The sequence below is a fragment of the Sphingomonas degradans genome (assembly GCF_053502645.1).
The window spans coordinates 1905972-1926716 of sequence record NZ_CP177172.1 but is presented as its reverse complement, the minus strand read 5'-3'; the positions used below and the strand labels follow the sequence as shown (position 1 = coordinate 1926716).

Here is a 20745-nt window from a genome sequence, read left to right as displayed (position 1 = left end):
GCATGGTCGCGCACCTGGCCGCCGTGATCGGCAACCCGCGCCATCGGCGCCTTGGCTATGCGCTGGTGGCGCTGGTGCTGGCGCTGTTGTGTGTCGTCCCCCGACCCTATGTTGCGCGCGCCAAGCTGGTGCCTCAGGACAGCAGCAGCATCGGGCTCAGTTCGATGATGAACGCGCTGGGGGGGCAGCTTCAGGGGTTCGCCGCGCTGCTCGGCGGGGCCAAGCAGCCGATCGACATGTACCTGGCGATCGCGCGCGGCACCGAAGTGACCGATGCGGTCATCGCCCGGCTGAAGCTGGTCGGGCCGGGCGGCTATGGCGATGCGAACGCCGCGCGGGTCGCGCTGGCCAAGCGGGTGGACATCCATTCGCTGACCGGCGGGATCGTCGAGGTCGAGGTGCGCACGCACGATCCGGCACAGGCGCAGGCGCTGACCGGTGCCTATGTCGAGGCGATCAGCAGCCGGATAAAGGCGCTGGGCCGCGATCGGGTGCTGCGCAAGCGGCAGGTGGTGCTCGATCGGTTCAAGGAAGCGGGCACGCGCGTCGCCACCGCCGAAGCCGCGCTCAACGCCTTTCGCCGCCGCAACAACCTGGCCGAGCCCGAGGCGCAGCTGGGGTCGGCGCTGTCGCTGCGCGCGGGATTGCAGGCGCAGTTGCAGGCGAAGCAGGTCGAAGTGCAGACGCTGCTCCAGTTCCAGGGGCCGGAGAACCCGCAGCTCCAGTCGGTCCAGTCTGAGATCGCCTCGCTGCGCGCCCAGATCGATCGTACTGCCCAGCCGAGCGGCGGCGCCGCCGGGCCCAACGTGGCCGGGCTGTCCGAAGTGTCGGGCGAGTATCTGAACCTGTACCGCGACTATCGCTTCGCGCAGGCGCTGTACGAGGTCTATGCGCGGTCGTCGGAGGAAGTGGCGGTCGAGACGCTGGCATCCGAAACCGCATCGGACGTGCAGCTGATCGAGGCGCCCCGGCTGGACGCGGACCGCAAGTTCAACGTCTCGGCAGTTGCGCTGTTGCTGCTGGTGCTGCTCGCGGCGGCGTTCACCGAAATCTATGCGCCCGCGACCGGCATCGAGCTGGCGCTGGGCCGGTGCCGGGATGCCGGGCAATGAGCCGGCGCGACGCGGGGATCGAGCTGTCGATCGTCATCCCGTGCTTCAACGAGGAAGCCAATGTCCGCGCGATCTGTATCGCGGTCAGCGCGGCGGCGAGCGCGCATGTGCGCAGCCACGAGATCATCCTGATCGACAATGGCTCTACCGACGGCACCCGCGCCGAGATGCGCGCGCTGTGTGCAGAGGACCCGCGCATCCGCGTCATCCTGAACAACCGCAACTATGGCCAGATGCGGTCGCCCACTTATGGGATCTACCAGGCCGAGGGCGCGGCAGTGATCGGCATGTGCGCCGATTTCCAGGACCCGCCTGCGCTGATCGGCGAATTCGTCCGGCAATGGCGCGCGGGGGCGCAGGTCGTGCTGGGCCAGCGCCGTTCGGAGCGGGCATCGCCGCTGCTGGGGGCGACGCGGCGGCTGGGCTACGCGTTTCTGCGGCGGTTCGGCGATTATCCGGTGATTCCGGGCGCCACCGGCTTCGGACTGTTCGACCGTGCCGTGGTGGACACGCTGGCGGCGTGGCACGAGCCCGAGCCGTTCTTTCGCGGGATGGTGGTCGAAAGCGGATTCCGGCTGGCAGTGGTCCCGTTCGATCGCCCGGAACGCGCGGCGGGCGAGACCAAGAATGGTTTCGCCTCGCTCTATTCCTTTGCGCTCTCCGGGCTGGCCGGGTCGGCAAAGTCGCTGTTGCGGATGCCGATCGCGCTGGCGTTGCTGGCCGGGGCCGCCGTCGTGCCGATGGCTGGGGCGACCGTTGCGGCGATCATTCTGGGCGGGCCGCTGTCGCCGTTGCTCGAACTGACGATCGCCTTTGCGATGTTCGCGGTGTTGCTGCTGTTCCTCGGGCTGATCGGCGAACAGGTGCGTATGCTGTCGGAGCGCAGCCGCAACGTCCCGCTGGTGATCGAGGAGGAGCGGCTGAACTTCCCCGCCGATCGCGCGCGCCCGGCGGCGCGGACGCTGGTGCAGCGCCCGTGAAAGCCCGGCTGGCGCGCCTGCCCGAGCTGCTGCTGATGTTCGCCGTGCTGGCGAGCGCGCTGTGGACGCTTGGCCAGTTTCGCGACACCGGATTCCTGCCCCAGCCGTTCGTGTTCGATACCAACGACACGTTCATGGACTGGTTCAACACCGCCTATTGGGCGAACCATCCCGGCGCGTTTTCGGTGTGGCGGACGGTGTATCCGCCGCTGTCCTTCGCGTTCCTCGATCTCGTCACGCTGCCGGGCTGTTATCTCCAGTCGCCGTTTCACGCGCGCGATTGCGATTGGCTGTCGCAGGCGGTGATCCTGGGCTTTTACCTGCTCGACGTGGTGCTGGTGTGGTGGAGCTTTCACCGCGCCGATCCGCGCACGGCGGCGATGCGCGGGCTGGCGTTCGCCTTTGGCCTGCCGCTGTTGTTCACGCTGGAGCGCGGCAACCTGATCCTCGTCGCGCTGCCGTGTTTCGTGCTGGCGCATGGGCCGCTGGTGCGGTCGGGCTGGGGGCGGGCGATCGCCGCCGCCGCGACGCTCAATTTCAAGCCGTATCTGCTGCTCCCCGTGCTCGCTTATGCCGTCAAGCGCGAGTGGCGCGCGCTGGAGCTGGCCGGGATCGCCACGATTGCGCTGTACCTGGTGACGCTGGCGATCGTCGGCGGGGGGACGCCGGGCGAGATTGCCGCCAACACGGCCAATTGGGTCGTGTTCCAGGGCGGGCAGGTGTGGAACGAGATCCATTATTCGACCAGCTACGCCCCGCTGCTCCAGGTTCGCAACGCGCAGATCCCGGTGCTGGATTTCGTCCCCTCGCGCACTGTCGAGGGGATCGAATGGCTGGTGCCGATCGTGATCCGCGCGAGCCAGGGGATCGCGCTGGCCGCGCTCGCCGCCGCCTGGCTCCAGCCGCGCGCGCTGCCGACGCACCGGGTGGCGGCGATCCTGCTGGGCGCGTTCCTCGTCACCCAGTCTCCGGGGGGCTATACCCAGACGTTCCTGCTGTTTCTCGTCCTGCTCGAGCCGTGGCGCGGCGCGGGGCCGATCGCGGCGATCGTCTGCGCCTATCTGCTGTGCATCGTGGCGGATTGGCCGCTGTCGACCGTGCTCGACCTGTCGCTCGACAGCTGGCTGAGCGGGCGGCCGGTCAGCCCCAGCTTCGGGCTTGCGGTGGGGCATTTCGCGCGGCCGGCGCTGGTCGTCGCTATCCTCTGGACGCTGTCGCTGGACAGCATCGCGCGGGTGATCCGTGCCCATTTCCGGCACCGGCCCACGCTGGGGCTGGTCGCCGCATGATCCTGGAGCAAGACCTGCGCGCGGTGCACGCCGCGCTTGCGCCGCATTGGCATCGGCTGGACGGCGCGCGCATCTTCATGACCGGCGGGACGGGGCTGATCGGGCGCTGGATGCTGGAGGCACTCGCGCGTGCCGATGTGGACGTCCCGGTGACGCTGCTCAGCCGCGATCCGGCGGGGTTTGCCGCGCGGGCGCCGCATCTGGCGCGGCGCTTCGACGTGGTGCGGGGCGATGTGACTGCGTTCGAGGCGCCCGAGGGCCGCTTCACGCATGTCATCCATGCCGCGACCGACGCCAGCGCGGCGCTCAACGCCCATGATCCGCGCCGGATGTTCGACACGATCGTCACCGGCACCCGCAACGCGCTGGATTGCGCCGTCGCGTGCGGGGCGGCGCGCTTCTTCTTCCTCAGTTCGGGCGCAGTCTATGGCGTCCAGCCGCCGGACATGCCGAATGTACCCGAAAGCTGGCTGGGCGGTCCCGATCCGCGCGATCCGCGATCGGCCTATGGCGCGGGCAAGCGCGCGGCTGAGATGCTGTGCACCATCTATGGCACGCAGTTCGGGCTGGACGTGGTCAACGCGCGCATCTTTGCGCTGCTCGGCCCTCTGCTGTCGCTCGACACGCATTTCGCGGCGGGGAATTTCATCCGCGACGCGATGGCGGGGCGGACGATCCGCGTCGAAGGGGCCGGGCAGGCGGTGCGCTCGTACCTGTACGCCGCCGACCTGACGGTGTGGCTGTGGATGCTGATGCTGCGCGGCGAGCCCGGTGCGGTGTTCAACGTCGGTTCCGAAGAGGCGGTGTCGATCGCCGATCTCGCGCGGCGCACCGCCACGGTGCTGAACGGCCCGGGCGTCGAGATACTGGGGCGGCCCGATCCCGGCTGGAATGCCGGGCGCTATGTGCCCGCGACCGGTGCGATCCGCGCCGCGCTGGGCGTGTCTCCCACGATTGGCCTCGAGGAGGCGATCCGGCGCACTGCGCTGTCGAACGGATGGAAATCATGACCAAGATCAAGCTCGCGGCCTGGGTGGCCGACCAACTCGCCGCGCGCGGCATCCGCGACGTGTTCATGCTCACCGGCGGCGGCGCGATGCACCTGAACCACGCGCTGGGCACGCATCCGGGGCTGCGCACGACGTTCACGCACCACGAACAGGCGCTGGCGATGGCGGCGGAGGCCTATTACCGCTTTTCCAACCGGCTGGCAGTGGTCAACGTCACCTCGGGGCCGGGGGGCACCAATGCGATCACCGGCGTCTATGGCGCCTGGGTGGATTCGGTGGGGATGCTGGTCCTGTCGGGGCAAGTGAAGCGCGAGACCACGGTGCGCGCCACCGGCCTGCCGCTGCGCCAGTTCGGCGACCAGGAACTCGATATCGAGGAACTGGTGCGCCCGATCACCAAATATGCCGTGATGGTCAACGATCCCCGGATGATCCGATACCATCTGGAAAAGGCGCTGCACCTTGCCACCAGCGGGCGGCCGGGGCCGGTATGGGTCGACATCCCGCTCGATGTACAGGCGGCGATGATCGACCCGGACGGCCTGCCGGGCTTCGACCCCGCAGAGCTGGACGAGCCGTGGCGCGCGACCGACCTGTCGGCGGCGGCAGCGGCGATCCTGGAGCGGTTGCAGGCGGCACAGCGCCCCGTGGTGTTCGCGGGGGGCGGCGTGCGGCTGTCGGGCGCGCACGGCGATTTCCTGCGCCTGATCGAAAAACTCGGCGTGCCGGTGGTGACCGGCTGGAATGCGCATGACGTGCTGTGGAACGATCACCCGCTCTATGCCGGGCGCCCCGGCACGGTGGGCGATCGCGGCGGCAACATGGTGACGCAGAGCGCGGACCTGTTGCTGGTGCTGGGCAGCCGGCTGAACATCCGCCAGGTCAGCTATAACTGGCAGAGCTTCGCGCGCGAGGCGTACAAGATCTGGGTTGATATCGACCCGGTCGAACTGCGCAAGCCGACGGTGGTGCCCGATATGCCCGTGGTCGCCGATCTGGCCGAACTGATCCCCGCGCTGCTGGCACAGCCCTATGCCGGGCCGACCGCGGCGCAGGGCGAATGGCTGGACTGGGCGCGCGAACGCGTGCGGCGTTTCCCGGCGGTGCTGCCCGAATATCACGCGCACGCGACGCGGATACACCCCTATGTCGCGATGGATGCACTATTCGGCCAGCTGGGCGCGGACGATGTGGTCGTCACCGGCAATGGCAGCGCGTGCGTGGTCAGCTTCCAGGCGGCGGAGATCCAGCGCGGCCAGCGGCTGTGGACCAATTCGGGCAGCGCGACGATGGGCTATGACCTGCCCGCCGCGATCGGCGTCTGCGCCGCGACCGGCGGCGACCGGCGCGTGATCGCCATCGCCGGCGACGGCAGCATCATGATGAACCTGCAGGAGATGCAGACCATCGCCGGGTCCAGCCTGCCGGTGAAGGTCTTCCTCATCAACAACAGCGGCTATGTCTCGATCTTCCAGACGCAGCGCAATTTCTTCGACGGCGTCGAAGTGGGCGGAGGCCCCAAGAGCAACGTGACCTTCCCCGATTTCGGCAAGGTCGCGGCGGCATTCGGCTTTACCTGTTTCCGGGCCGACAATCACGCCGACCTGCCCGCCACGATCGCGGCGGCGCTGGCCGCGGACGGCCCGGTGCTGTGCGAGCTGATGATCGACGACGCGGTCGGCTTTGCGCCCAAATTGGGGGCAAAGGCGCATCCCGACGGGCGGATCACGTCGCCGGCGCTGGAGGACCTGTCGCCCTTTCTCCCGCGCGAAGTGCTGCGCGAGAACATGCGGATCGCGCTGTGGGAGGAGGAATGACCGCGATGGCCAAGGGGCGCCGCGCCCGGCCGCTGCGCTTCCTGATCGCGGGGGCGGCGAATACCGGGTTCGGCATCGCGATCTATCCGCTGCTGTTGTGGAGTTCGCAGACGCTGCACCGCCACTATCTGCTGGCGCTGGCCATCGCGCAGGCGCTGAGCCTGTGCTTCGCCTTTACGACGTACAAGCTGGGCGTGTTCCGCACGCGCGGCAATCTGGCGCGCGAGTTCGGCAGCTTTTCCAGCTTCTATCTGCTCAACTATGCGGCGAACTGGGCCGCGCTGCCGCTGCTGGTCGAACTGGGCGGGGTGCCGCCGGTGCTGGCCCAGCTTGCGTTCACTGCCGTCCTGATCGTCGGCAGCTATTTCTGGCACAGCCAGATCACCTTTCGGTCGAGCGGGGAACGGCGATGAAGACCAGTGGATTCCTGCACCGCGCCTGTCCGATGTGCGGCGCCACCGACACGCGCGAAGAAGTACACAGCCGGCGAAGGGCCGAGGGCATCACGCTGGATTCGCTGCGCCCCTATTGGTCGGGGCTTTTCAAGGAGAAGCTGTTCTTTTCCTATCATCGCTGCGCCGCGTGCGGGCTCTTGTATAATCCGGTGTTCTTTGGGCCGGGCCAGCTGGCGGATCTCTATTCCGATATGGCGCCCAACATGGACCTGGTGCCGAGCGATGCGATCGCGGCCACGCAGCGCGGCTATTTCCAGGCGGCGGCGCGGCGTGGCGGGCTGGCGGGCGGATATCTGGAGGTTGGGCCCGACATCGGCCATATCGTCTCGGCGGCGGCGGCGCAGGGGGCGTTCGACCATTTCTGGCTGTTCGAGCCCAATCGCGCGATCCACGACCCGTTGCGCGCGGCAACCGGGGGGCGACCGGCCACGCTGTCGGCGGACATGGACGATTTCAGCGCGGTGCCCGACGGATCGGTCGGGCTGGCGGTGATGGTGCATGTGCTCGACCATTTGCTCGATCCGCGCGCGACGCTGGCGCAGATCCGGGCGAAGCTGCGCCCCGGCGGCACGCTGATGATCGTCACGCATGACGAAAGCTCGCTGCTGCGCCGGTTGATGGGCGAGCGGTGGCCGCCCTTCTGCCTGCAGCATCCCGAACTGTATAACCCGGCCACGATCCGCAGCCTGCTCACCCGTACCGGCTTTGGCGACATCGCCGTCGAGCGCAGTCGCAACCATTTCCCGATCGATTTCCTCGCGCGGCAGGCGGCGTGGAGCGTCGGGCTGAAGGTCGATCGCGTGCCGTTGCCGTCCGTGTCGATCGGCCTGCGGCTGGGCAACATGCTGACACTGGCCAGCGCCCCGCCTCAGGCGGCGGAGCGCGTGACCAGGCGGCTGGAAAGCGTGCGGTAGTCGGCGATCTGGGCGAGAGTGACGGCGCGGGCGTCGGCGCCGTCCCCGATCGCGCGGTGCCACGCCACGATCCAGTCCAGCGTCTGTTCCAGCGAGAGCGCAGCACGCCAGCCGAGCGCTGCGCGCACCTTTGAACAATCCAGCCGCAACAGCCCGGCCTCATGCGGGCGCGGGCCGGTGTCCGCCACGGCATTGGCGGCATTGCCGCCCCAGGCCGCGCGCATCCGCGCGACGATCCACGAGACGGGGCGGGCATCCTCGTCCGAGGGCCCGAAATTCCACGCATCGGCGAAGCGCGCGTCGCCACCCAGCATCCGCTCGGCAATCTGGATATAGCCGCCCAGCGCCTCCAGCACATGCTGCCACGGGCGCACCGCTTCGGGCGCGCGGACCAGCGGGGCGACACCCGCTTCAAACGCGCGGATCAGGTCGGGGACCAGCCGGTCGCTCGCCCAGTCGCCGCCGCCGATGACATTGCCGGCGCGCACCGATGCGAGCAGCGGGCCGCCGTCCGCGAAGAACGAACGCCGCCATGCGGAGACGACCAGTTCGGCCGCGCCCTTGCTGCTGCTGTACGGATCATGGCCGCCCATCGGATCGCCCTCGCGATAGGGCCACACCCATTCGCGGTTCTCATAGCATTTGTCGCTGGTGACGCAGACGATCGCGCGCACGCCGGCCACGCGCCGTGCGGCGTCGAGCAGGTGCACCGTGCCCATCACATTGGTGGCATAGGTCTCGACCGGCTCGGCATAGGACAGGCGGACCAGCGGCTGTGCGGCGAGGTGGAAGATCACTTCGGGCCGGCTGGCGGCCACCACCGCGCGCACCGCGTCGGGATCGCGGACGTCGCCGTGCACATGCGTGACGAGGGCGCCCACGCGCGCCGCGTCGAACAGGCTCGGGTCGCTCGGCGGGGCGAGCGCGAAGCCGGTGACGTCGGCGCCCATCGCGTGCAGCCACAGGCTTAGCCAGCTGCCCTTGAACCCGGTATGTCCGGTCACGAGCACCCGGCGCCCGGCCCAGCCGCCGCTCACCAGCGCTTCCACGGCGCGGCGCCCGATCGCCAGAGTTCGTCGAGGTGCACCTTGTCGCGCAGCGTATCCATCGGCTGCCAGAAGCCGTCATGGCGATAGCTCATCAGTTCGCCGCCGCGCGCCAGCTGTTCCAGCGGACCGGTTTCCCACACGGTTTCCGGGCCGTCGACCAGATCGAGCACGCTGGGATCGGCGACGAAGAACCCGCCATTGATCCGTCCGCCGTCCCCGGCGGGCTTTTCGCGGAAATCGGTCACCCGGTCGCCGTCGAACTCCAGCGCGCCGAAGCGGCCCGGCGGAGTGACCGACGTGATCGTGGCGCGCGCGCCATGGCTGTTGTGGAACCCGACCAGCGCGCCGACATCGATATCGGCAACCCCATCGCCATAGGTGAAGCAGAACGGCTCGTCGGGATCCAGATATTGCCGGATCGCCGCCAGCCGCCCGCCGGTCATCGTCTGCGCGCCGGTTTCGACCAGCGTGATCCGCCACGGCTCGCTGCGGGCGAAATGCACTTCCATCCCGTTGCCGCCGCGCAGGTCGATCGTCACGTCCGATGTGTGGAGGAAATAGTTCGCGAAGAACTCCTTGATCAGATAGCCCTTATAGCCGAGGCAGATCACGAAATCGTTGAATCCGGACGACGAATAGATCTTCATGATGTGCCACAGGATCGGCATCCCGCCGATTTCCACCATCGGCTTCGGCCGCACGCTCGTCTCTTCGCCGAGCCGCGTGCCCAATCCGCCGGCAAGGATTACGGTTCTCATCGTCGCTCCACGTCATGCATTCGACACCATGACGAAATCGATCGCCCCGGCCCGTAATCGCGGCTTCGCCCGATGGGGCGAGAGGCTGCTCCTGCTGCTGATCCTGGCCGCTGCCACGGGGTTGCGGCTGGACGGCGTGGGCTTTGGGCTGCCTGCGCTCAACGATCCGGACGAGCCGCTGTTCGTGATGACCGCGCTCGATATGCTGCGGAACCACAGCCTGAACCCCGGCTGGTTCGGGCATCCCGCCACGATCACGTTCTACAGCCTCGCGCTGGTGCTGCTGGCGGTGGGGGGCGGGGGCGTGCTGACCGGGCGGTTCGCCGATGCCGATGCTTTCGTTGCGGCAGTGTATCGCGATCCCGGCATCCTGTTCCTGCCGGCGCGGTGGTTGATCGTGGCGTGCGGCGTCGCCTGTGTGTGGCTGGTCTATCGGCTTGGCAAGCGGCTGGGTGGGGCGCGGCTGGGGCTGGTCGCGGCGGGGTTCCTGGCGGTCAACGCGGTACACATCCACTATTCGCAGATCATCCGCACCGATGTGCAGGCAAGCGTATTCATGCTGCTGTGCACGCTGTCGGCACTCGCAATCGTCCGCGAAGGGCGTGCGCGCGATTATATCCTGGCGGGAATATGGGCGGGGCTTGCCTGCGCGACCAAATGGCCGGCGGCGATCGTCGTGCTCAACCCGCTGTGCGCGGCGCTATATCAAAGCTGGCGGGATCGCGGCGGGGCGGGGCGCGCGGTGCTGATCCCGGTGGCGGCAGTGGCGGCGCTGTGCATCGCGTCGCCCTATCTGCTGCTCGATTACCCGACGGTGTTGCGCAACCTGGCCGGGGAGGCGCGGACGGCGCATCCGGGCGCGGTGGGGGGCGGGTTCCTGGCCAATCTCGGCTGGTATGCGGCGCATCCGCTGTTGCAGTCGTTCGGGGCGGCGGGGCTGGCGCTGGCGGTGGTGGGGCTGGTCGGCGCGATTGCGCGCCGGCGGACGGACGTCGTGGCTGTGGCGCCCGGTGCGCTGGCATTCCTGATCGTCATCGGCGCGCAGGCGCTGCTGTGGGAGCGGTGGATCGTGCCGCTGTTGCCCTTTGTCGCGCTGGCGGCGGCAGTGGGGTTGTGCGGGGTGGCGGACGCCGTGCGCGCCCGGCTGGGCCGTCGCCTGTCCGGGGTCGAGGCGCTTGCCGCGATCGTGCTGCTGCTGCCGATGCTGGCCGCCGCGCGGAGTGGCGCTGTCGAGCGGGCAGTGGATACGCGGCAGGTGGCCAGCGCCTGGGTCCGGGCGCATGTGCCGCCGGGGCACGGCATCCTGGTGGAGCATGCGGCGTTCGACCTGCTCGGCGGGCCGTGGCGCTTCCGCTTCCCGCTGGGTGCGGCGGGGTGCGTCGATGCGCGCGATATCCTGTCGACGCGGATACGCTATTCGCGGGTGGAGACACTGCGCTCGGGGCGGTCGGTGGTCGATGTCGCGCATGTCGATGCGGCGCAGTTGCCCACGTGCCGCGCCGATTTCGCGGTCCTGACGCATATCGACGGCTATGCTGCCGATCCGGCGCGCTTTCCGGGCGAACTGGATCGCTACCGCGCGCTCATCGGCGCGGGGCGTCAGGTCGCCGTCCTTCGCCCGGTGCCGGGCGCGCGGACCGGCCCGGTGGTGCGGATTTTCCAGTTCCCGCGATGATGCCGCACGCGTGCAGGGATACCGGCGCGGCGAACGCCGTTATGGCCAGGGGCGCTGTCGCGGGTTAGCGTCGTTGCCCGAGGATAATGGTCGAGCGGTCAGATGGTTTTTGGATTGTACACCTACGCGGAGCGCAAAGGCGCGGGCTGGCGGAGGGTGTTGCCGCCCCTCGCACTCGCCGCCGGACTTTTGCTGAGCGCGCCCGCAGCGGCGCAGGACTATCCGGCGCGCCAGATCGGCGACTGGACGATCGCGGCCAGCAAGGACCGGCAGGGGTGTTTTCTGACCAAGGAATATCCCGGCAGCGGCAGGACCACGCTGCTCCTGGGGCTCGATATCGATGGCGGCAACCATCTGTCGGTGCTCAACCAGAACTGGTCGATCAAGCCGAAGGACCGGCTGACGCTCAACTTCCGCCTGTCGAGCGGGGGCTATACCGATCATTTCGCGGTCGGCATCGTATCGGACGGGAAACAGGGCTTCGTCACGAATTTCGAGCCGCGCTTCCTGTCCTATTTCGCGTCGTCCAAGGCGCTGCACATCGATCGCGGCGACGTGGCGGTGGCGCGGCTCGCACTCGACGGCAGCGGTGCGGCGGTCGCTGAACTGCGCCGCTGCGTCGACGTCCAGCAGACCAGCGCCAAGGCGGGGCCGCAGGAGGCGGAGCGTTCCGACGACATTCCGCGAGACCCGTTCGCCAAGGGGACGGGGCGCAAGCCGAAGCGGTAGCGCCATCCATTGGGCGGAGAACCTGCACAGCCCGACAGAATCAGGATTGTTGGAACCAAGGGGCTCGTCTTGGGTACTTACCGGGGGATAACGATTGGAAGAAAAATGATGTCGCACTCTGTCATGAAAATTGCTCCCGCTCTGGTGGTTCTGGTCGGCGGCGTCGCCCTGAGTGGCTGTGCTACCAAGAGCTATGTGCGCGAGCAGATCGCGCCCGTTACGCAGCGCGTCGATGCGCTCGAGACCCGTCTCCAGGAGACCGACGGCACCGCCAAGGCGGCGCTGGCCGAGGCGCAGGCCGCTTCGGGTCAGGCCCAGGCCCAGGGGCAGCGCCTGGACCAGCTCAATGGCCGCGTCGACAGCGTCGAGCAGCGGCAGCTTCAGATGCAGGCGCAGCAGAACCGCAAGCGCCCGCGCAACTGACCTCTTCGCATTGCGAACAACCGGGCCGCTGCGGCGGGCCGTGGTTCTATACCGGGTGGCCGCTCTTCCGGGCGGCCACCCCTGGTTTTTTGAGCGGCTGAATCGATGATCCATGGCTTATTGGCGCTGGCGGGGCTGGCGCTGGTTTCTCCGGTGGCGGACGCCGCACCTGCACCTGCGAGCACGCAATCCCATAGCGCGGCGCCGGCCAAGCGGGCTCCGGTCAAGCGCGCGGCTGCCAAGCGTGCGCCGGCCAAGGCTGCGCCTGCCGCACCGGCACCGGCGATCGACCCCGCGGTCGACGCGACGCGCGTGGTCGATTGGGTTGCGGACGCGGGCGACAATCACGGCCTGCCCTATGCGATCATCGACAAGCAGAACGCCGCGCTGTTCCTGTTCGACGCCAAGGGCAAGCCGCTGGGCGCGGTTCCGGTGCTGATCGGCATCGCACCCGGCGACGAGGCGAGCCCCGGCATCGGCAGCAAGAACCTGTCCGAGATCGGCCCGGCGGAAAAGACCACGCCGGCAGGGCGCTTCCTGGCGAAGTTCGGCCTGGCGGCGGGCAAGGAAAAGGTCCTGTGGGTCGATTACTATACGTCGGTCGCGCTGCACCCGATCCCGCCCGGCGCCCCGAAAAAGGAGCGCCGCCGCGAACGGCTGTTGTCGCCGCGCACCGACGACAACCGGATCACTTTTGGCTGCATCAACGTGCCCGCCGCCTTTTATGCCAAGAGCCTGCGCCCGCTTTTCCTGAAAAAGGGCGGCTATGTGTACATCCTGCCTGATACCAAGCCGATCGAGGCAGTGTTCCCCCAGCTTCGCGTCCAGGCGCTCAAGAACGGCCTCTGAGCCCAGATCCTGCGGTATGCGTAGTGTTACCAAGTGCAGTCGCGCCGCAGGCGTTCCAGAACGGGCCGGGCGGTGGGGCCCGTGCACTGGAGAATGCCATGATCGATACCGTATCGGCGCCGTCCGCGCCGGACCGCGCGTCCCGTCTTGGGGCCGGCACAGGCTGGTTTGCCGTGCTTGGACTGCTTCTGCTCGGGCTCGGCATCGCTGCGGCGGCTAACCTGTTCCTCGCGACCGTCGCGGCGATTTATTATGTCGGCGGGATGATGATCGCCGCAGGCGTGCTCCAGCTTGTCCACGCGGCCGGCACGCGCGCCTGGGGGCTGTGGCTGCTCGGCGGCGTGCTCTACCTTCTGGCCGGTGTCGCCGTGTTTCTCGACCCGCTGTTCGCGGCTGCGGTGCTGACGCTGATGCTGGCGGTGTCGCTGGGGCTTTCCGGGATCGCGCGATTGGTGTTCGGGGTGCGCTCGTGGCTGCCCGGCAGCGGCTGGGTCGCGGCCTCGGGTATCGCCAGCATCGCCGCAGCGCTGGTCATCGGCAGCGGCTGGCCGGTCAATGCTGCGTGGGTGCTGGGCATGGTGCTTGCGATCGACCTGATGTTCCAGGGTCTGGCGCTTCTGATCGTCGCGATGGCCGGACGCTCCGGATAAGCGTTCGCGCGGCGCGGCGGGATCGGCCCGTGCGCGCCGCGATCAGATCGACCCGGCGGGCGGCGCCAGCACCGCCGCCGCTGGCCGGCGCGGCGAGAAGGGCATGGTGGGGCCGTATCCGAAGCGCATCACCAGATCGGGCCGGCGCCCCGGCATTCCGATCAGCGCCGCGAGTTCGGGGCGCAGCGCGGCGACTTCGACGGGCTGGTTGATGAAGGCGTGTCTGAGCCCGAGCGCGGTCGCTTGCAACGCGAAACGCTGGCATGCGTGGCCCGCGCGTACCCAGTGATCCTTGTCCGCTTGCTCGGACACGAAGACCGCGACCCCGGCGGAAGAACGAATCTGGCGGGCATATTTGTCGTTTTCGGACGCCGCAGTGAACGCCCAGTCGAAGAACAGTCCGCCGAGCCATGCCGGTACGGCGGGATTGCCGCTTGCCGGGCCGAACAGCCCGTCGCCATGCGCCAGCGCCTGGCGCGGATTGAACCGCAGCCATTGCTTGAGTTCGCGCATGAACGCGGGATCGGTCATCTGCGCGCGATTGCCCGACTGGACCAGTTCGAGCACGCGATCGATCTGCGGCGGCGCGGTCAGCAGTACGAGATCGACGCCCGGCACGCGCGCGGCGGCGGCCAGCGTCGCGAGATCGGCCGGGGGCACGCGCCGCCCGTCATAGTCGGCGCGCGTCGACTGGCGTTTCGGGATCGCGTCGAACAGCGCCGAGCGTTCCGCCGGTCCCGTGGCGAAGTCCAAGACGACCGATCCCGCCGCGTGCGGATCGAACCGTGGTTCGCCCCGTCGGCCCGACGCGGCGGCGGCGAGTGCCAGATTTTCCGCCGCGCAGCCCAGGCTGGCGAACAGATGGTGGTCGTCGGGATCGACCACGTGCGTGCGCCGCGCGAAATCGGGAAGGATCGCGATGCGGCGCGGGTCCGGTTGGAACCGCCAGGGCTGGGTGTTGTGCCCGCTCGCCGCCAGCGTGGCATAGCGGATCAGTTCGGCAAGCGGGGGATGCGCGGACAGAAGGGCGCGTTGTGCCGCCATCGCATCGGCATAGGCCGCCATCGAGCCCGTGCCCGAACAGCCATAACCGGCGGCGGCGGCGCCCGCCACGATCGCGCCGCCCCCGATCAGCATCTGGCGCCTGTTCATCGCCCGGGCTCCTTCAACGTTGCCCCGACTGGGGCGCTATGCCGCCTGCTCGAAATCCAGGACGATGCGGCCTTCGATCTCGCCGCGATGCATGCGATCGAACACGCCGTTGATGTTCTCCAGCGTGTCGGTGGCGACGGTGGCGCGGACCTTGCCGGCGGCGGCGAAGTCGAGCGATTCCTGCAGATCGAGCCGGGTCCCGACGATCGAGCCGCGCACGGTGACGCCGTTCAGCACCGTGTCGAAGATCGACAGCGGGAAATCACCCGGTGGCAGCCCGTTGAGCGAGACGGTCCCGCCGCGCCGGACCATGCCCATCGCCTGCTGGAATGCCTTGGGGCTGACGGCGGTGACCAGCACGCCCTGCGCCCCGCCGATCTCCTTCTTGATGAACGCCGCCGGATCGGTGTGCAGTGCATTGACGGTCAGCGATGCGCCCAGTTCCTGCGCCAGCGTCAGCTTCGCGTCGTCAATATCGACCGCGACCACATTCAGCCCCATCGCCTTGGCATATTGCACCGCCATATGGCCGAGCCCGCCGATCCCGGAGATCGCGACCCAGTCGCCCGGCTTGGTATCGGTGACCTTCAGCCCCTTGTACACCGTCACCCCCGCGCACAGCACCGGCGCGATGTCGACAAAGCCGATATTGGCGGGCAGGTGGCCGACATAATTGGGATCGGCCAGCACATATTCGGCGAAGCTGCCATTGACCGAATAGCCGGTGTTCTGCTGCGTCTCGCACAGCGTCTCCCACCCGCCCAGGCAGTGCACGCAGTGGCCGCAGGCGGAGTAGAGCCACGGCACGCCGACCCGGTCGCCTTCCTTCACATGGGTGACGCCGGTGCCCACCGCGACGACATGGCCGACGCCTTCATGGCCGGGGATGAAGGGCGGGTTGGGCTTGACCGGCCAGTCGCCCTCGGCGGCGTGCAGATCGGTGTGGCACACGCCGGTGGCGGCGATCTTGACGAGGATCTGGCCGGGGCCGGGCATCGGCACGGTCACTTCCTCGATGACGAGCGGCTTGCCGAATTCGCGGACGACGGCCGCCTTCATGGTCTTTTGCATGGGTTCGCTCCTGATGGGATGTCGGCCGGGTTCAGAACGGCGCGTCGATGTCGACCACGTCGATCAGCTTGTGATTGACGAATTCCTTGATCCCCAGCCCGAGCAGTTCGCGGCCATAGCCCGAGCGGCGGACCCCGCCGAACGGCAGGTCGGCCTTGACCATCGTCGGATGGTTTACGAACACCATGCCGGTCGAGATCCGGCGTGCCACCGCCGCGCCGCGTGCGGTGTCGGCGGTGAACACCGATCCGCCCAGCCCGAACGGCGAATCATTGGCGATCCGCACGGCGTCGTCCTCGTCCCTGGCGCGGAACAGCATCGAGACGGGGCCGAAGAACTCCCAGTGGCGGGCCGGATTGTCCTCACCAATATCGGTCAGGATCACGGGCTGTACGAACGCGCCGCGATTGGGTGCGTCGGGCCCGACCGGCGTGGCGGTGGCGCCATGCGCGACGGCCCGGGCGACCATGTCGCGCAGATCGTCGGCGGCCTTTTGCGAGGACAGCGGCGCCAGCGTGGTTTCGGGGTCGAGCGGGTCGCCCATGCGGAGCGCGGCGACTCCCTTGGTATAGCGCTCGACAAAGGCGTCGTAGACGTCATCGACGATGATCATGCGCTTGGACGAGACGCAGACCTGTCCGCCGTTCCAGTGCCGCCCGAACACCGCCCAACCGACGGTCTTGTCGAGATCGGCATCGGCCAGCACGACAAAGGCATCGGCTCCACCCAGTTCCATCGTCGATTTCTTGAGCGCCTTGCCCGCCTGCGCCGCGACGACTGCGCCGGCGGCTTCCGACCCCGTCAGCGCGACGCCGTGGACGCGCGGATCGTTGAGGATCAATTCGATCTGGGCATGGGTGGCGTAGAGGTTCTGGAACGCCCCCTCGGGCAACCCCGCCTCGCGCATCAGCGCCACGAACGTTGCCGCGCTCTGGGGCACATTGGCCGCGTGCTTGAGCAGCATCGTGTTGCCCGCCGACAGTTGCGGGGCGATGATCCGGGCGATCTGGTAATAGGGGAAGTTCCACGGCTCGATCGCCAGCAGCACGCCCAGCGGTTCGTGCACCAGAATGGCCTCGCCCTCGTCGGGGCTCGCCACGGGCAGCGTCTCGGGCGCGAGCAGGCGCTCGGCATTGTCGGCATAATAGTCGAAGATCGCGGCGGACAGTTCGACTTCGGCCTTCGCCTCGCCCAGCAGCTTGCCCATTTCCAGCGTGAGCAGGCGGGCATAGCGATCGGCATCGCGGCGCAGGATCGTCGCCGCGCTGCGCATCACGGCGGCGCGTTCGGCGAAGCTGGTGTCGCGCCATGCGCGAAAGGCGCGATCGGCCGTGTCGATCGCCAGAAGCACTTCGGCGTCGGTCGCGTCGGGAAAGGACTCCACAAGCGCGCCGGTATAGGGATTGGTGGTGGCGTAAGGCATCGAACGCTCCTTCAGCGGCGCGCAAATGCGCCGCGTCTGCCGGCAGGGCACGCGGATCGCCGCGCCACGCCGCCGGTCGGCCACCCTGATGACGGGGCGTGCCCGCGCGACCTATGCGGTTAGTTACGTAGCGGATGCGACACGACCGCCATCGGTCGCGCATCGACGATGCCACGCTAACCCGAACTCACCTGTGCAGGCGCGCGCATTGCCGGATGGTCCGCGCGGCGCCGATTCCGGGCGCGTTCCCCCCGAGGTATCTGCAATGGTCCGGCTCGTCTTTTTCGGTCTTTTCATCGCGGCCATCGTCGCGGCAACACTGGGGTTGCGCGCGTGTCAGCAACGTAGCGCGATCGCCGCCACCGCCGACACGCTCCAGCCGCCGATGGACGTTGAGATTCTGCCCAATGGTGCGCCCCTCTTCGCGCCGGACGGCAGCATCGCCCAGCATCTGGTCGATTGGCTGGACCGTGCCGACCAGGCAGGCGCACGGCAAAGCGCGTATTTCGAGCTTGGCGGCACGCAGTTTCGCGGCAAGGCCGTGGTCCCAGAGCCCGTTGCGGCGGCGCGCATCCCCCGGCTTGTCGACATGCTGAAGGCCTATCCGCGCACGAACGCCCATATCATCGGCTTTACCGGTGCGCAGGGCGACCGGCGATCCAACCGGAAGCTGTCCGAGGCGCGCGCGCGATGGCTGGTCGATGCGCTGGTGGCAGGCGGTATCGAGCCCTCCCGCCTTTCCTTTGAAGGCAGGGACAACGCCCTTCTTCCCGCCGGGACTTCGATCGCGGCACCGGGCCCTGCGCAGAGCGAGCGCGTTGGCCTGGTCCTCTCCATGGACGCGCGGTAATCGCCGGGCGTTCGAGCGACTGAAGGCGCACTCACCCCATGTCACGGATCTGGCCGATCAGGATCGGGTAGATGGGTGTCCTGGCCGGGAGCGCCAATGCAGCGAAGCCCCTCGCTGCCCGGTCTCCGACCGCAAGTTGGCGGGCCCAACGCGCCTCCCCGGGCGCGGCCGCCGGAGCGAGCAGACCGGACCGCGTTTCCCTCAAAACAGCGCGTGCCGGTCTGCTCCTCCACCCTTTTGCCAAACACCGTTGCGAGGGGCCTTGGTCGGCAGGGCGCGGCGATAAGGCGCGGGGGCGGCATGGGGGCACTCTCCCACACCGCCTCCGCGCCTGTGCTTTGGCCCCGCGATCGGGTCAGGCGGGCTGGGTCGTCGACGCCGGCGTGGCGGCAGGTGTCGGCGCCTGGGGGGCCGCACCCTCCAGCTCCGCTGCGTGCCACGGATAGGGGGAAACCGCCCCCGGCGTCGCGCCTCGCAGGTCGGCCGCAAAGGCGTGGTTCACGTCGCGATGATGCGCCTCGTCCGCGCGGATCACCAGCACCACGTCGCGAAGCGTCGCGTCCTCGGCAAGCCCCCAATAGCGGCGTGCGATCACCGGGGCGGCGACGTTGGGGCTGCGCCCCGCATCGATTTCCTCAAGGTAATGCGTGTAGCTGACGACGGCCTCCTCCTCGAAATAGCCGACCAGCCGGTGCGCGGTCTTCGGGCTGATCAGGTACAGCGCGAAAAAGCCGAGATAGAAGAACCATTGCACGATCAGCACGATCAGGCGCTCGAACAGCGTCGGCTTGCACACCTCGAGAAAGGTCATGAGGTGCATGCGCTCGTTCTCCGCCTCTTCCATCAGGATGCGGATCCAGCCGCGATCCGATTCCATCCGCCGTAGGCACCGCAGATGGGTGAGCGTGGCACCGACCATGCCCGGCACGGCCGCCACGGTTTCCAGCACGATGGCACGGTGGCCATAGCGTTTGGCGAAGAAGGTGTCGGCGAAGAACCGCAGCAGCTTCGTCACGCCCAGCGCGAAGCGATCGGAGCCGCCGTGGGGCGGGTGATGGATGGCAAGGTCAATCTCGGGAACCGGGCTCATGACGTAACTCCTGAACATGGGGGCATAGCAAGCGCCTGCGCGGGTCTCGCGAAAGCGGGCGTCAGGACGTGGCCGCTACCGCCCGGCCCGTATCGATCGTTCGACGGGGTACCCGGCTGACTCTCCATTCGTGGAATCGGCACGTCCCGTTTCCTTGGGAACGTGCCGCGCGTAGGGGGATCGAGCCCCGGACCGGCGTGAGCGCGGGTTATCTGCGGCGGTTGCTTACGGTGAGCGGGGCGGATGGAATATGCGTTCGACGCCGATGAAGACCGCTACGATCTTCGCCATGGGGATCGCGCGGGGAACGCCGCATTCGGCATGCCGCGCCGGGCTTCAATCGACGGGTCGTGCGCTTCCTGAGCGGCATCGGCGGTTGCGTGGACCGGCGCTGTTCACGCGCCGCTGCGCTCGCGGGCGAGGTCCAGAAAGGCCCTCAATGCGGCCGAAGGGTTTCTGCGGCCGGGATAATAGAGGCACAGGCTGCCGAAGGGCGGCGTCCAGTCTTCCAGCACTCGGATCAGGCGACCGGCCTCGATATCTTCGCGCACGTCCTGTTCCATGAAAAAGCCGAGGCCCAGGCCCGCGATCACGGCCATGCGGGCAATGCTCGCCTCATCGAGGGTGACCGGGCCGCGGACATCGACCTCCGCCGTTTCCTCGCCCCTGCGAAACTGCCATCGGTACAGCGAGCCATCGGGCAGGCGGACGCGGATACATGGGTGCTGCAAGAGGTCGGCGGGGTTGTTCGGCCGTGCGCGCGCCTCGAAATACGCGGGAGTGCCGGCGACCGCGAACCGCTGCGGGCGACGGAGCGAGAGCGCGATCATGTCGCTGGGGACGAGGTCGAACTCCCGCACCCCCAGGTCGAAGCCGTCAGCGACGACGTCGACCAGCCGCGCCTCGGTGACGATATCGACATGGACCTGCGGATAGCGGCGGACGAATTCGACGACCAGCGGCGCCATGATCGCGCGCGCGCCGGTGGGGAATGCGTTGATCCGGATCGTGCCGGACGGGACCGTCTGTTGCGACCGGGCATTTTCCATCGCGTCGGCAATGTCCTGCAGGGCAGGGCGCACCTGCTCCACGAATTGCCGTCCGGCCTCGGTGAGCGAAACGCTCCGCGTAGTGCGGTTGAATAGGCGGACGCCGAGATTGGCTTCGAGTTTGCCGACGGCGTTGCTCAGCGCGGTCGTCGACATACCCAAATCGAGCGCGGCAGCGCGGAACGAGCCGCGCTTCGCGATGGCGACGACCGCCGCGAGTTCCTTCAACCCCTCACGATACATGACGCCGTTTGTCAGGGCTTTGCCGTGCAGATCAACCCCTCGATGGTTTTGGTCGACCGGTGGCGTGGATTATCCCGTTGCGCGTGACGCCTCGTCCGCTTCTGTCCCGCTTATCGTAACACCGGGCGAGGGCTATTTCCGACGGGTACGAGCATCC

20 protein-coding genes are annotated in these 20745 nt (G+C 68.3%); 13 read left to right on the top strand and 7 right to left on the bottom strand.

Going from position 1 to position 20745, the window contains the following annotated elements; all coding sequences use genetic code 11:
* Positions 1–2 precede the first annotated feature (2 nt).
* The 7 genes from ACG3SL_RS08525 to ACG3SL_RS08495 are packed head-to-tail and all read left to right on the top strand — an operon-like array spanning position 3 to position 7577.
* Positions 3–1112: a capsule biosynthesis protein gene (locus ACG3SL_RS08525; RefSeq protein ID WP_448664702.1), complete on the top strand. Its 1110-nt coding sequence runs from the start codon at positions 3–5 to the stop codon at positions 1110–1112.
* Positions 1109–2092, top strand: a complete 984-nt coding sequence (locus tag ACG3SL_RS08520; RefSeq protein ID WP_448664701.1) for a glycosyltransferase family 2 protein — start codon at positions 1109–1111, stop codon at positions 2090–2092. The genes ACG3SL_RS08525 and ACG3SL_RS08520 overlap by 4 nt, the downstream gene beginning before the upstream one ends.
* Entirely contained in the window at positions 2089–3381 is a 1293-nt protein-coding gene (locus tag ACG3SL_RS08515; protein WP_448664700.1) for a hypothetical protein, read from the top strand. The genes ACG3SL_RS08520 and ACG3SL_RS08515 overlap by 4 nt, the downstream gene beginning before the upstream one ends.
* Complete coding sequence (locus ACG3SL_RS08510; protein WP_448664699.1) at positions 3378–4391, top strand: NAD-dependent epimerase/dehydratase family protein; 1014 nt, start codon at positions 3378–3380, stop codon at positions 4389–4391. Before ACG3SL_RS08515 ends, ACG3SL_RS08510 begins: the two co-directional genes overlap by 4 nt.
* Positions 4388–6208 (top strand): thiamine pyrophosphate-binding protein, encoded by a 1821-nt coding sequence (locus ACG3SL_RS08505; protein ID WP_448664698.1) that lies wholly within the window; start codon positions 4388–4390, stop codon positions 6206–6208. Before ACG3SL_RS08510 ends, ACG3SL_RS08505 begins: the two co-directional genes overlap by 4 nt.
* Positions 6205–6621 (top strand): GtrA family protein, encoded by a 417-nt coding sequence (locus ACG3SL_RS08500; protein WP_448664697.1) that lies wholly within the window; start codon positions 6205–6207, stop codon positions 6619–6621. Before ACG3SL_RS08505 ends, ACG3SL_RS08500 begins: the two co-directional genes overlap by 4 nt.
* The gene (locus ACG3SL_RS08495) at positions 6618–7577 is read left to right on the top strand and encodes a class I SAM-dependent methyltransferase (protein ID WP_448664696.1); all 960 of its coding nucleotides are present in this window, start codon (positions 6618–6620) and stop codon (positions 7575–7577) included. Before ACG3SL_RS08500 ends, ACG3SL_RS08495 begins: the two co-directional genes overlap by 4 nt.
* Here the strand turns inward: ACG3SL_RS08495 and rfbG are convergent.
* Together rfbG and rfbF are read right to left on the bottom strand one after the other, a co-directional pair.
* Positions 7532–8626, bottom strand: coding sequence for a CDP-glucose 4,6-dehydratase (gene rfbG / locus ACG3SL_RS08490; protein WP_448664695.1), 1095 nt, complete (start codon positions 8624–8626; stop codon positions 7532–7534). The two genes, ACG3SL_RS08495 and rfbG, sit on opposite strands and share 46 nt — an antisense overlap.
* Entirely contained in the window at positions 8611–9384 is a 774-nt protein-coding gene (gene rfbF, locus ACG3SL_RS08485; RefSeq protein ID WP_448664694.1) for a glucose-1-phosphate cytidylyltransferase, read from the bottom strand. The genes rfbG and rfbF overlap by 16 nt, the downstream gene beginning before the upstream one ends.
* A 28-nt stretch (positions 9385–9412) precedes the next feature.
* On the opposite strand from rfbF, the gene ACG3SL_RS08480 reads away from it, so the two are divergent.
* The 5 genes from ACG3SL_RS08480 to ACG3SL_RS08460 all read left to right on the top strand — a co-directional run bounded on the left by ACG3SL_RS08480 (position 9413) and on the right by ACG3SL_RS08460 (position 13710).
* Positions 9413–11059, top strand: coding sequence for an ArnT family glycosyltransferase (locus ACG3SL_RS08480; protein WP_448664693.1), 1647 nt, complete (start codon positions 9413–9415; stop codon positions 11057–11059).
* 156 nt (positions 11060–11215) lie between these two features.
* Entirely contained in the window at positions 11216–11788 is a 573-nt protein-coding gene (locus ACG3SL_RS08475) for a hypothetical protein (RefSeq protein WP_448664692.1), read from the top strand.
* 108 nt (positions 11789–11896) lie between these two features.
* Positions 11897–12211, top strand: a complete 315-nt coding sequence (locus ACG3SL_RS08470) for a hypothetical protein (RefSeq protein ID WP_448664691.1) — start codon at positions 11897–11899, stop codon at positions 12209–12211.
* A 105-nt stretch (positions 12212–12316) separates the two neighbouring features.
* The gene (locus ACG3SL_RS08465; RefSeq protein WP_448664690.1) at positions 12317–13060 is read left to right on the top strand and encodes a hypothetical protein; all 744 of its coding nucleotides are present in this window, start codon (positions 12317–12319) and stop codon (positions 13058–13060) included.
* 173 nt (positions 13061–13233) lie between these two features.
* Positions 13234–13710 (top strand): HdeD family acid-resistance protein, encoded by a 477-nt coding sequence (locus tag ACG3SL_RS08460; protein ID WP_448664689.1) that lies wholly within the window; start codon positions 13234–13236, stop codon positions 13708–13710.
* Positions 13711–13752: 42 nt separating this feature from the next.
* On the opposite strand, the gene ACG3SL_RS08455 is transcribed toward ACG3SL_RS08460, so the two are convergent.
* The 3 genes from ACG3SL_RS08455 to ACG3SL_RS08445 are packed head-to-tail and all read right to left on the bottom strand — an operon-like array spanning position 13753 to position 17356.
* Positions 13753–14862 (bottom strand): Acg family FMN-binding oxidoreductase, encoded by a 1110-nt coding sequence (locus tag ACG3SL_RS08455; RefSeq protein WP_448664688.1) that lies wholly within the window; start codon positions 14860–14862, stop codon positions 13753–13755.
* 36 nt (positions 14863–14898) lie between these two features.
* A complete protein-coding gene (gene adhP, locus ACG3SL_RS08450) occupies positions 14899–15933 on the bottom strand; it encodes an alcohol dehydrogenase AdhP (protein ID WP_448664687.1) in 1035 nt (344 codons plus the stop codon).
* A 31-nt stretch (positions 15934–15964) separates the two neighbouring features.
* A complete protein-coding gene (locus tag ACG3SL_RS08445) occupies positions 15965–17356 on the bottom strand; it encodes an NAD-dependent succinate-semialdehyde dehydrogenase (protein ID WP_448664686.1) in 1392 nt (463 codons plus the stop codon).
* 265 nt (positions 17357–17621) lie between these two features.
* Here ACG3SL_RS08445 and ACG3SL_RS08440 point away from each other — a divergent pair, with 265 nt between their 5' ends.
* Positions 17622–18206, top strand: a complete 585-nt coding sequence (locus tag ACG3SL_RS08440; RefSeq protein ID WP_448664685.1) for an OmpA family protein — start codon at positions 17622–17624, stop codon at positions 18204–18206.
* 355 nt (positions 18207–18561) lie between these two features.
* On the opposite strand, the gene ACG3SL_RS08435 is transcribed toward ACG3SL_RS08440, so the two are convergent.
* Both ACG3SL_RS08435 and ACG3SL_RS08430 read right to left on the bottom strand, forming a co-directional pair.
* Entirely contained in the window at positions 18562–19296 is a 735-nt protein-coding gene (locus tag ACG3SL_RS08435) for an alternative oxidase (protein ID WP_448664684.1), read from the bottom strand.
* 395 nt (positions 19297–19691) lie between these two features.
* Positions 19692–20588, bottom strand: coding sequence for a LysR substrate-binding domain-containing protein (locus ACG3SL_RS08430; RefSeq protein WP_448664683.1), 897 nt, complete (start codon positions 20586–20588; stop codon positions 19692–19694).
* Positions 20589–20745: the final 157 nt, after the last annotated feature.